Origin of the sequence: Bacteroides sp. MSSM.1001136sp1_RTP21357st2_D2_RTP21359_211015 (assembly GCF_040913205.1) — a bacterium.
Classification (GTDB): Bacteria; Bacteroidota; Bacteroidia; order Bacteroidales; family Bacteroidaceae; genus Bacteroides; species Bacteroides ovatus.
Genome location: NZ_JBDFVF010000006.1, coordinates 112,874 through 125,551 on the forward strand (window position 1 = coordinate 112,874; position 12,678 = coordinate 125,551).

Genomic DNA, 12,678 nt, shown 5'->3' on the forward strand with positions numbered 1-12,678 from the left:
TTGTATATCTGCATGAATACCTATTGGAAAGAAACAGACCAATAACCACAGACAAAAAATAATTCTACAGAATTTCATTGTATTTTATAGTTTTAGATTCAATATTTTACTGAATAAGCACATGTCAAAGATACCGCATTACATGGTAGAGTTAAAGAAAAGGAATATGGAGAATTCGACTTTCTTATGTAAATTCATGTGCGTACAGCCCATCACACGCCTATTTTGTACGATTTTACAGGCTATGTACGATTTTCCAGTCTTTCTACCATTCTTTTTTAATTCACTTTATTTATCTCAACCTTTCTCATAACCAATGCATCAATAATATTTTCATCTATCTTCACATCTTTTTTAGCCGTAATAGTCAAATTGTCAAAACAGAAATTGGATAATTTATATTGTTTTGATTTCTCTACAGCAAAAAAGGAATCACAATCCAGATGAATATTACGCATTGTAATATAGCTGGAATACGAGACTAGCATATCCTTGCGATCTTTCAAATCATAAAACTGTGTCCAAGGAGCAATAAAGATACAATTGCGGACATTTCCTTTTATGTCTTCAACGAGGATGTACTTATATTGTTGGGGAGTATCCGGACGCATTTTCAACCACAACAGGCGTTTAGCCTGATCCAGATTACAGCGTCGAAGAATTATATTATGATTATATATCGATTCGCTACCGCAAGTCAGCACTCCGTGACAGAATCCGAAAGTACAGTCTTCAATGATAATATCACAATTGCCACCATTATCGGGATCTTGATCAGCCCATGGTCCTTTGCCACCTTTTAATGCAATTGCGTCATCATTAACCGACATATAGCATCCCTTGACAAGTACATTTTTACACGCATCAATATCGATTGCATCCGTACTTGGAGCCTTTATGGGAAAAGAAGGTGAAAAGATATGCAAATTCAAAAGTTTTACGCTATCACACTTATAAATGTGAGTTGTCCAAAACGGAGAATTAACAAGTCGCACATCTGAAACTTGTACATTATTGCTATGAGATATATGAAGTAGACGAGGACGCAATTCATCCATATTAGTACATTTAGGAATAACACGCCTCCGCAACCAGAATGACTTCCAATATCGTTCACCGTTTCCATCAACTTTTCCTTTTCCGGAAAGGGTGAAACCATCTACCTTATCAACATTAATCAAAGCTGAAAAGTACTTTAGGTTCTGTCCCTCCATCCGTGTTTCTATTACAGGAAAGTTGCTAATATCGTCACTACCTTTTAATATAGCTTTCTCTTCCAAATGCAAGTGTGTTCCCGGCTTAAAGAACAGCGCACCACTAAGATAAGTACCTTCAGGTATAACAATGACTCCGCCTCCATTATCAGACGCCAAATCTATAACAGCCTGAATTTGCTCTGTCTGTAACAGTGTACTATCATTCACTACTCCATAGTCGGTAATCAAGAAATTCTTTCCTAATCCATTTATATCAGTTTTTTCATTTTTGTAAAACCAATCCGGTATAATTTTACCATCGGGAAATTTTTCCTGACTAAACAGTTGCAGACTGCAACATGTCGCTACTATTAAAAATGCTGACTTTATCATTTTCTACTGCTTATTACTTTTTCCGCAAAAGTACCGCATCTTCCCATTCACCCCAAGCCTAAGGATATGGAGATATTGATTTTCTTATGGAGTTCTATGCAAAGGATTCAAATACTACTTATCCATATACAATATTCCATATCCGGATACACTTTTATATATACATAGAACCAGAATAAAAACGTTATGTCCGAAATAAAAAAGCACATCTTCTTTATAAAAGAATAGAATTTCGTGATAGTAACGTCCATTTCATTTACTTTCTATAGTAAACTCATGATAAAACATATTTTATCATATATCAAAGAAGAAAAAAATTAACTCTTCTTTCATAATCCTCTTCAACGTTCTTAATAAATTATTGAGGAGTTTATTATAAACGGTACCCAAGTTTATTATAAATGATAAATTCCGACTTTAAAGATATAGCGGTCTTTTTTTGCAACAAAAAAGGCTGCAAACCCCATAAAGATTCGCAGCCTCTGGCTCATACAGAAACTCTCACAGTTTAACTACTGCAAGAGTTCCCTAATATATTGTCATCATATTGTACTATTTTCTTTTTCATTCTTTTTAATGATACCTTTTACTCATTGATATTCACACCTACAAATATACAACATAAAAAAGGGTTTGTCAAGAGCAACCTGTCCATAAGAAGAATTATATCATAAGATTCGATCATTTACTTTAAAAAGTCATTAACCAAGCCTTCAGCTCTATCAACATTTCATTGCGGAATTTAAAACTATCTTTCATTCCCCATCCATGCCCACCACTGGGATAAATATACATGGCAGCCGGTATCTCCTTTTCTTTCAAAGCAGAATAGTAACGAATAGAATTCATAGGTACCACGCCCCTGTCATCATCGGATAAAGCTATAAACGCTCTTGGTGTAAGCGAATCCACCTGATACTCATTACTAAATTCCTTTTTCAATTCCTCCGTTGCTTTTTCACCTAGAAACTGTCTGCACGATCCACCATGCCCGTATTTAGGTTCCATCGAAATTACCGGATAAAAAAGAATCTGAAAAGCAGGACGAAGTTCTTCGGAAGCATGCGTAGCCACTGTAGAGGCCAAATGACCACCTGCCGAAAATCCCATGATACCAATGCAATCAGGATTAATATTCCATTCAGAAGCATGTTCTTTCGCATAACGAATAGCTTCGTATGCATCCGACATGGGAACCTCCCGATTACCATTAGGCATACGGTACTTTAAGACAATAGCTGCTATTCCCTGTTCATTGAAAAACGGTGCCCAGTCATACCCCTCGTGAGCCATTGCCAAATGCCCGTATCCACCTCCCGGACATATAATAACAGCTCTCGCCGGCTGTTGAGAAGCTTTCGGCAAATATACCCGGATACTAGGTTTGAAATTATTCTTTTTATCATCATATCCCTGGGCTTCCATCCCATTCGTATTGGGTAAGCCGTTTTGCCACAAATCTATATCAATAGGCGAATCCTGTTTTTTCATAACTTTGTCTTGTGCATTCATAGAAGTACAAACAGTTGTAAAGCAACCGCTTAAAAGTAATATTTTACAAAAAGAAATTAGTCTCATACTATGCTGTTTTAGTTAATCTTATTCTTATGAATCCTGCGGAGAATCATTATCATTACTCACACCACGCTGATAGACGGACGGTGCTACTCCGAATTGAGCTTTGAAGCATTTACTGAAATAGAAAGGATCGCTGATACCCACCTTATAGGAGACTTCTGCAACCGTCAGATTATCTTCCGACAGTAACAACTCGGCTGCTTTCTTCATGCGCACAACACGTAAATATTCATTAGGCGAATATCCCGTTACTCCACGCAGTTTCCGATAAAATACGGTTCGTCCCAACTTCATCATCTGCGCAAACTCATCAATAGAGAATTCAGGCCGGGCGAGGTTCTGTTCAAGGATGGCAGCCAACCGATCTGCAAATTCTTTATCTCGGTCAGTAGTACACATGGCCGGTCGCACAATACCCGGTTCGTTGGAGAACTTCTCACGCAATTTATCACGCTGTTCGATCAAACGGAATACACGTGCCAACAGCAGTTTAACGCTGAATGGTTTGGCGATGTATGCATCCGCACCTGCCTCAATTCCTTCCAGATGCTTTTCCGGTGAGTTCAACGCGGTCAGAAGGATAATGGGAATATGACTCGTATCAAAATCTGTTTTTAGTTTCTTGGTTACTTCAAATCCGGTCATACCCGGCATCAGAACATCACAGATAATCAGGTCGGCATCATACGTACGGGCCTTTTCAAATCCGGACGTGCCGTCGGCAGCCACTTCCACTTCAAAGTATGCACCGATTTCTTCCCGTAGAAACTCACGGATGTCATTATCATCTTCAATAATCAGCACTTTCCGTTTATTCAAAGGAGCAGCCATCTTTTCCGGGTCAGGAAGCTCTTCCGAAAGCTGTAACAAATGATGTGCGTGACCATCCGCCTCTTTCAGCAATACGTTGCCCGGAACAAGGAAGTCTTTCTCCGAATACACCGTCTTATCTGTCGGAATACATACGGTAAATACAGAACCGCCACCTTCATTGTCTTTATATTCAATCGTGCCTTTATGTACCTGCACCAGTTCATGACTCAAATGTAGACCGACCCCAATACTGTCACCGGAGAAATTACTCTGCATAAACCGCTTGAACAATTCGTTCTGCTTTTCTTTAGGAATCCCCACTCCCGTATCCGAAACCTGAATCTGCAATGTTTGTTTCCCTTCGTCCACATTCACCGAAAGAATAATCGTTCCGTTGGAAGGAGTATATTTAAATGCATTTGAAAGCAGATTATAAGTCACCTTATCCAAATTTCCTTTATCAATAAACATTTTATAGGACGGCACCGAAGGCAGGAAACGGAAATTCATATTCTTTTGTTCCGCTACATCTCCGAAGCTCAAAAATATTTCATAAAGGAAAGAGATGACATCCGTTTCCTCTAAAGAGAGTGCCAGCTTATTATTCTGCATCTTTCTAAATTCCAGCAACTGATTGATAAGCCTCAACATACGCTGCGTGCTCTTATCCATTGTTTTCAGCGGATATATCAATTCACGCGGGATATCAGTCACACGTTGAATCTTCTCCAATGCTCCCTGAATCAAGGTAAGCGGAGTACGGAATTCATGAGAGATATTGGTAAAAAACACCAGTTTATATTCTGTCAACTGCTTTTCTACATTGATGCGGTTACGCAAGCCGTTAAAGTTACGAACGATACGGAAAGCAAAGTACAAGGCTATGATTAATAACAGCACATAACCCAGCATTGCCCAAGTCGTTTTCCAGAATGGAGGGACAATTACAATTTTCAGTGTAGTCTCGCTATCATTCCAAACACCTGATCCATTGCTCGACTTGACGTGAAGTATATAAGTTCCCGGATTAAGATACTTAAACGAAGCAAAATTCAGAGGAGAAGGAGCACTCCATCCCTGATCGTAATTTTCCAGCCAATACATATATTTGGTATGACCGCTATCCGAATAATCAAAAGTAGAGAAATCTATCAAGAATGAGTTCTGAAAAAACTTCAGGGTTATTTCGTCCGAATAAGCCAACGATTGCTTTAACGGAGAGTCCTCCATCTGCGGATTCATCTGGGTTCCATTGACATATAAATCCGTGAAAACAACCGGGGAGAAAGTTTCGTTATCCTGTATCTTTTCAGGATCGATCACTATTAATCCGTAGTTTGTGCCAAAAAGCAGTTTTCCATCTTCGCGCATACAAGCACTATTCTCACTATACACATTTCCCAATGTATAGGAAGAAAAGAAATAGTTTTCAAAAGAATGGGTAGTCGGATTAAATTTGGAAATACCATATTCGGTGGCAACCCAGAGATTCCCCTTTTTATCTCCCAGAATAGACTGGATTACATCGTTAACCAATCCTTCGGAAGTTCCGTAATGTTCATATTTCAAAGAGCAATAGTTATCCTGCGGCTCACAAAGATTCAGTCCCGAACCGGACGTACCAATCCACATCCGCCCTTCCGTATCCCGATAGATACACTTGATTTCATTACTGCAAAACTTTCCGTTTGTATAACTGAAAAGATGATAATTATCAGCATCTGCAATCAATGAATCCGGATGAAAAATACAAATACCCTCACTGGTTCCTACCCACACCATCCCATTTGCGTCTTCTTCTATCACACGCACCATTCTCATCCCGAATGTTTGCTGGAAGAAATGACGGAATTTATATTTACCGTCGGGAGTAGGTTCAGCCAGTTCCAGCCCACCGCCAAATGTTCCTATCCACATGCGGTCTTTACGGTCGCGATAAATGGCAAAAACGTTATTATCGGATAAGGCTGTCAAATCAGAAGGATTATTATAATACCAGGTGTCCCCCACTTTGAGACCATTTCCACGAGTTCCCATCCACATTCGTCCCTGTTTGTCTTCGGTGAGAGCATAGATATTAGAATGGAAATATTGATTGGTCATTTTTGAATGAAGGCTCGAATCAAAGGTGTATAATCCCCCCTTACGCGTACCTACACAGATATCCCCATTAGACATTCTGGTAAGCATACGGATGGTGTTCGACCGGTCGAACAAATCACGGGATTCGGGATAGATACGGGAAGTTCCTTCATTCAATACGGAAATACGGGACAAGCCTGAATATTCCGAAGCTACCCAGATGCCACCGGCACGATCTTCCATCACATATTGCAGGAAATCCGAACTGATATGACTCTGGTCATTAATGTTCGCCACAAAATGCTCCAGTTTATCTTCGGCGGTATTATAAGCGAAAAGCCCATTTCCATAGGTCGAAATCCAAATAATTCCCCGGGAATCATGGACGATATGATAACGTTCAAAGTCGATATAACTTATCTTATCCTGGGGAATCAACTGGAAATCCTTACTCTCTCCGGTTTCGGCAAGCACGTATGTAAGCCGTCCCGTATGATTGTATATCCAATAATCTCCACGATTATCACGTATCAATTCTCCCTTTTTAATATTCAAACGAGGATCTGCGGCCATCTCTCCGGTAGCAAACTTATAAGTATATACTCCGGTAGTAGTCAGGATCACCCACTTATCTTTCAACAGGAAATTTCCGGTTGGCGATGTCGCCCCTGCCACAGTGGCAAGAGAAGCCAACTTTTGCATCTTTTGAGTAGCCTCCTGATAATAATAGATATCTCCATCTGCTGTAAGGAAATACATATCGTCCTTATAGGACAGCGAAGAAGTGAAGTGGATTAATCGGTCTTCTATCCGATATTGTCCGTTGGAGACAGAAACCAGTCCGCATTGAGTGCCGATCCAGATACGGCCACTGGCATCCTCATTCACAAATTTCACCCGGTTATCCGGCAGGTTTCCACGTTCGGTCCTGAATACGGTAGATGTCATCTCACCATTTTTCTGATGTACCATCTTCCGGCAGCCATTTCCCGAATGGGAAAGCCAGACATCTCCGTTAGCAGCGACAAAAACCGTTGAATAATTCTGCCTTAACTCGCCACAACCGGTATAGTCCACAAAACGGGCACGTTGCAAATCATAGCAACTATATAATTCAGGTGTAGTAGAAATCCACAAAAAACCATCTTTATCTTCTGTCAGATCGTAAATACGGTTGTCTGCCAAAGATACCTCATCACCGATTTCCGGACGGAAAGTGAGAAAAGAGTTGCCATCATAACGACTTAACCCGTTCAAGGTAGCCAGCCACAAAAAACCTTTACTATCCTGATAAATATATCGAATAGAGTTATTGGGAAGGCCGTCACTCGTTCTCATTTGTGTAGAACGAAGCTCAATTGCACTATAAGCATTCAACACAAAACTAACAAGAAAGGTAAAGATCAAAAGGTGTCTTTGCATCATATAGATTCCAAGATTAATAATAAATGTTGGACAAAAATAGTCAAGATAGTTGAGATAATGAAAGAAACGGCTCACCTAATTACTAAAAAATCAATCCATGTGGAATACTTCCGGCAAAGGAATGGACACCGGTGAGTTGTCCGGATTCACTTCCATGATATCCGCCATATAGTCCCACCATTTCTGCACAATCTCCGTATTACCCAAGTCCTGCGAACCGGCCTCACCTTCCGTTTTCTGGAAAGCAAACAGGATATTGGTCTCCTTATCCCAATAAATCGAATAGTCCGACACTCCGTTTTTGGAAAGCAATGCTTTCAATTCAGGCCAGATGGCAGCGTGTCTTTTCTCATATTCAGCTTCACATCCGGGTTTTAAATACATTTTAAAAGCTTCTCGTTTCATGGTTCTATCTATTTAAAGTTAATCTTTCTTTTCTTCTGTATCGATGGCAAAAATAGGTGCAGTCGTCTTCTGTTTCACCTGATAATACTGAACGGCACTGTCATTCATCTGCGGGTACTGATTCTTCAATAGAGAGATCATTTCCGCACCTGCCCAAAGCACTGGTCCGTATCCATGTGCCGCATATACATTGACCGGACGATAGTAATAAAAAGCAGGATCGAAAGCCATCCCCGTACCCACACAAGTGCCTTCCACCTGACCTTCCGCATTGATCTTACCGGCCACGGCATGCCATCCCAAATGAGCGACAGGTCCATAAGCAATGGCATCAATCCAGCCTTTATTGATAGCATGCGCCAAACAGTATACGTAAATAGCCGTAGCAGACGTCTCCAGATAAGAATCATTCCGGTCGAGCAATTGATGCCAAAGCCCTTCTCCACTTTGCAAGGCAGTCACTCCGCGTACATGAGCCCGGAAATAATCCATCACTTTCGCACGTTGGGGGTAATCTTCCGGCAATACATCGAGCAATTCGCATGCTGTCAGCATAGCCCACCCATTGGCACGCGCCCAACAAAAGGCAGGATGATCGGTACTGCTTTCTACCCATCCATGACGATACAATCCTTTTTCAGGGATAAACATACGGTCGGCAAATTGCAGGAATTGTCTGACAGCCTCCGCCAGATATATCTCTTTTTGAGCCTTGTCATAACGGCTCATCTGGGCTACTGCGGGAATCCCCATAAACATGTCGTCCAGCCAAAGTGTATTATGTTGCGGACGATTGCGGGCAAAAGTACCATCTGCCAACCGGTATTCTTTATTCTGAATAAAATCAAAATAGTTCCCAATTAATCCGTCTACAGGAAGTGAGCGGTCTTTCACACGGACTTTCACCATCGCTGCACACACAGCCCCGGCATCATCCAGAGCATGAGGAGTGAGGATTTGCAGCAATTGAGGGTCTGTTGTGCCTTTCTCTTCGTACACACGCTTAAAATGAGGCGCCACTTCCGCCAGAAAGCGGAAACGGTTCTGCACATAATCCATGTAACGTTGATCGCCCGTAGCTTCGGCAGCTGCTATCAAGGCTGAATAGGTTACTCCCCATTCGTAACTTGCCAGACGGAAAGCACCACGTTCCAGTTGCGCTTCCTCTCCCATCGTGGTGTAGTCGGTAATCAGTTTACCTGTGTTCTTATCTACCACGCGTGCCGGAGTCTCCTTATCAATATAAGCAAATACACGATCTATATCTTTCTTGACCTGCCCGGGTGTCAGGTCACCATAAGTGCCCTGATAAGCAGGTTGCAGCAAATGCAAAGGAGTATTTGAATCATTCACTACCGTTTTCTTTTTCTGTGCACTAACCGGCAAAGTTGCCAGCAATAAAGCAATGGTTATGATACGAATATTCATAATCTATTTTTTAGGTATTTTACATCCTCTGAATACAGTGCCCTGAAGCTCCGGTCCGAAATAGAATCCGGGCTGTGTAGGCTGATTATAAGCCACATTCTGGGTAGCGATACTTATACGATAAATCGGATCTTCGAGGAAAGTATGAAAACGATAGTCGGTAGGAATAGTGGAGACGTAAAGCCGTAAAGCTGTATTATCAGCTGTACGCATCAGTATTTCTTCGCGCCAGTCACCTACGATATCTCCCTGAAGGCAAGGATTCGCTTTGGTTCCATTATTGGAAAGAGTTCCCTCAAAAATGGCTATGCGCTCACACACTCCTTTTTCCCAATTATATTTGCTGACCATATTTCTATCCAACAATTCACGCAACAAATCTCCATCCCACCAAACAGCCATATTACAGGATAAACCTCTTACCCGGTCTTTTACCACCTCTCCTTTCACATTCCTTATTCCTCCGGAAGCAACAGACCACATTTCAACGCCCGGTTGAGTCGGGTCAATATCAGCTGCCATACAACGCCCTACATCTGTATTGTCTTTAATCTGAAATAGAACTTCTCCGGTAGCTGCATCCCGATAGGTAGAACCATCACGTTTATTTTCATGACAATCCCATACTTGCAGCCCTTTACGAGAGGGGTCGAAATGAGTCAGATGAATGGCATCGCCGTGTCCCATTTCCGTGGTGTAGAGTCCTTTACCGTTATGGTCTATGGCGCATGAACCGTAGATGATCTCATCGCATCCGTCACCGTCCACGTCACCTACCCGCAGGTTATGGTTTCCTTGTCCGGCATAATCTTTACAACCGGGATTATTACTGTCGAATACCCAACGTTGTTTCAGCTCCTTTCCATCCCAGTCAAAAGCAGCCAAAACAGTACGTGTATAATATCCACGACACATCACTACGCTTGGGTGTATGCCGTCGAGATAGGCAACGCAGGCCAGAAAACGGTCGCTGCGATTACCACGACTGTCTCCCCAACCCATCAAGTCTCCTCTTACGGGCACATAATCAATTGTTTGCATCGCTTCTCCTGTCAATCCGTTAAAAACTGTCAGATATTCCGGTCCGGTCAGGATACGTCCTTGTTCATTCCGATAGTCAGCCTGCGCATCCCCAATCACTTTTCCTGTTCCATCCACCGTTCCGTCCGCGGTCTTCATCACTACTTCCGCTTTGCCGTCACCATCGAAATCGAACACCATAAACTGGGTGTAGTGTGCACCGGCACGTATGTTACGTCCCAGATTAATACGCCATAATAGTTTTCCGCTCAACTTATAGCAATCAACATATACTTCTCCCGTATAGCCGTCATGTGAATTATCATGTGCATTACTCGGGTCCCATTTCAGAATAATCTCATATTCGCCATCACCGTCCACGTCACCGATACTGGCATCATTCGGAGCATAAAAATAGTTTTGCCCTGACGGAGTCGTACCATCTTCGGGGCGGTTCAACGGAATATTCAGATAACCCAATGGGGCATTTGCCGGTAATTGATAGCTACTTTCCGTTTTACCTTCCCTTGCTTTCACGGTATAAAGTACAGATTCTGTCCCTGCATAGGTATCCTGAAAGAAAGTGGCATCCTTCAACGGGTGTTTGTTTATCTTTTCATCGTTCCTATAAATATCAAAAGATTCATTCATCGGGTCGGAAGACAAATAACGCCAGGAAACAGCCACAGTAGACGGATTCTCTCGGATAGCAATTACACCACGTCCCAGACGTTCGCGTTTCAACTTCGAAAAGTCATAGTTTGGCTGAGCTATCGAGAAGATAGCTATCAGGCAGAAACTAAAAAAAAGAGTTATGCACTTCATAGTTTTATCGATTAATCAAATTACAACACAAAAGTAAAGGACGCAGCCCATTGATAAAATAGAATATTGTACAGATATATGTAGAAATCATCATTAGACGTACTTTTAACACTATTTTCTGTCGTCTCGTGAACGAATTTAAAGACATTTGCACGGAAATCCATTGAAAAAGAAAAGAACGTCTCTTACCTTTGCCATAGAAATTAGTATAAACAGCAAATTAATAAAACAGAACTATTGTACCATGAAGAAACCACTATTCTTACTCTTTACAGGATTACTTCTTTCTTGTCTGATACCAGTCCATACGGTCGCAGCACAAGAACTCCCGACACAAAAAGAGACTTTAGAGAATATCATAAAGGTAAATGACTACTTTATGAAAAAGTATGCCGATTACACTACTCCCAGTTTTTACGGTCGTGTACGTCCCAGCAATATATGGACGCGTGGTGTATATTATGAAGGATTGATGGCTCTCTATTCTATTTATCCGCGTGAGGATTATTATAAGTATACTTACGACTGGGCCGATTTCCACAAATGGGGAATGCGCAACGGCAATACTACCCGTAATGCGGACGACCATTGTTGCGGACAGGCGTACATTGATATCTATAAAATCTGCCCGTCAGACCCGAACATGATTCGGAATATCAAAGCAAGTATCGATATGGTGGTGAACACCCCGCAGGTGAACGACTGGTGGTGGATTGATGCTGTGCAAATGGCAATGCCTATCTTCGCTAAATTCGGAAAGATGACCGGAGAACAGAAATACTACGATAAGATGTGGGATATGTACTACTACACACGCAGCCAACACGATAAAACGGGTATGTTCAACCCCAAAGACGGTCTGTGGTGGCGCGATCAGGATTTTAATCCTCCATATAAAGAGCCGAATGGCGAAGATTGCTATTGGAGTCGTGGAAACGGATGGGTATATGCTGCCTTGGTACGTGTATTGGATGAAATTCCTTCTGACGAGAAACACCGTCAGGACTATATCAATGATTTCCTGACCATGAGCAAGGCTTTGAAGAAATGTCAGCGTGAAGATGGTTTCTGGAATGTCAGTCTTCACGACCCGACGAACTTCGGAGGAAAAGAGACTTCCGGTACAGCCTTATTTGTTTATGGTATGGCTTGGGGAGTCCGCAACGGATTGCTCGACCGTAAAGAGTATCTTCCCGTCCTTTTAAAAGCATGGAACGCTATGGTGAAAGATGCCGTACATCCGAACGGATTCCTGGGATATGTGCAGGGAACAGGTAAGGAGCCTAAAGACGGACAGCCGGTTACTTATAAGAGTGTGCCCGACTTTGAAGACTACGGAGTCGGTTGTTTCCTGCTTGCCGGAACAGAAGTTTATAAATTAAAATAACATACACAGTTTTTTCATTAGGTTTAAAGATAATCATTCATTAGGTTTAGTTAGAGGTTAGTTAGTAGCTAGTTCCCTCACTGACTGTTTAGACACCGGTCAGTGAGGGATTTCAAAGAAAACAGA

The 12,678-nt window shown here is 41.8% G+C and carries 7 protein-coding genes; 1 reads left to right on the forward strand and 6 read right to left on the reverse strand.

All coding sequences use genetic code 11. From position 1 onward, the window contains the following. Positions 1-278: 278 nt before the first annotated feature. The 6 genes from AB5217_RS06360 to AB5217_RS06385 all read right to left on the reverse strand — a co-directional run bounded on the left by AB5217_RS06360 (position 279) and on the right by AB5217_RS06385 (position 11,165). On the reverse strand, positions 279-1,589 hold the full coding sequence (locus AB5217_RS06360; RefSeq protein ID WP_368112667.1) for a glycoside hydrolase family 28 protein: 1,311 nt from the start codon (positions 1,587-1,589) through the stop codon (positions 279-281). Positions 1,590-2,279: 690 nt separating this feature from the next. After that, positions 2,280-3,080, reverse strand: coding sequence for an alpha/beta hydrolase (locus AB5217_RS06365; RefSeq protein WP_229115798.1), 801 nt, complete (start codon positions 3,078-3,080; stop codon positions 2,280-2,282). A 114-nt stretch (positions 3,081-3,194) separates the two neighbouring features. After that, the gene (locus AB5217_RS06370; protein WP_032854615.1) at positions 3,195-7,487 is read right to left on the reverse strand and encodes a two-component regulator propeller domain-containing protein; all 4,293 of its coding nucleotides are present in this window, start codon (positions 7,485-7,487) and stop codon (positions 3,195-3,197) included. Positions 7,488-7,577: 90 nt separating this feature from the next. After that, positions 7,578-7,892: an L-rhamnose mutarotase gene (rhaM, locus tag AB5217_RS06375; RefSeq protein ID WP_004301580.1), complete on the reverse strand. Its 315-nt coding sequence runs from the start codon at positions 7,890-7,892 to the stop codon at positions 7,578-7,580. Between the two features lie 18 nt (positions 7,893-7,910). Next, positions 7,911-9,320 carry a glycoside hydrolase family 105 protein gene (locus tag AB5217_RS06380; RefSeq protein ID WP_032845785.1) on the reverse strand — a complete coding sequence of 470 codons (1,410 nt, stop codon included), beginning with the start codon at positions 9,318-9,320 and terminating at the stop codon, positions 7,911-7,913. Positions 9,321-9,323: 3 nt separating this feature from the next. Continuing rightward, positions 9,324-11,165: a rhamnogalacturonan lyase gene (locus AB5217_RS06385; protein WP_032845783.1), complete on the reverse strand. Its 1,842-nt coding sequence runs from the start codon at positions 11,163-11,165 to the stop codon at positions 9,324-9,326. Positions 11,166-11,409: 244 nt separating this feature from the next. Here AB5217_RS06385 and AB5217_RS06390 point away from each other — a divergent pair, with 244 nt between their 5' ends. Next, positions 11,410-12,552, forward strand: a complete 1,143-nt coding sequence (locus AB5217_RS06390; RefSeq protein WP_004301577.1) for a glycoside hydrolase family 88 protein — start codon at positions 11,410-11,412, stop codon at positions 12,550-12,552. The last annotated feature ends 126 nt before the right edge of the window (positions 12,553-12,678 follow it).

Coding starts and splice junctions, on each gene's coding strand:
- AB5217_RS06360 (WP_368112667.1), bottom strand. CDS start 1,589: ATGATAAAGTCAGCATTTTTAATAGTAGCGACATGTTGCAGTCTGCAA.
- AB5217_RS06365 (WP_229115798.1), bottom strand. CDS start 3,080: ATGAAAAAACAGGATTCGCCTATTGATATAGATTTGTGGCAAAACGGC.
- AB5217_RS06370 (WP_032854615.1), bottom strand. CDS start 7,487: ATGATGCAAAGACACCTTTTGATCTTTACCTTTCTTGTTAGTTTTGTG.
- rhaM (WP_004301580.1), bottom strand. CDS start 7,892: ATGAAACGAGAAGCTTTTAAAATGTATTTAAAACCCGGATGTGAAGCT.
- AB5217_RS06380 (WP_032845785.1), bottom strand. CDS start 9,320: ATGAATATTCGTATCATAACCATTGCTTTATTGCTGGCAACTTTGCCG.
- AB5217_RS06385 (WP_032845783.1), bottom strand. CDS start 11,165: ATGAAGTGCATAACTCTTTTTTTTAGTTTCTGCCTGATAGCTATCTTC.
- AB5217_RS06390 (WP_004301577.1), top strand. CDS start 11,410: ATGAAGAAACCACTATTCTTACTCTTTACAGGATTACTTCTTTCTTGT.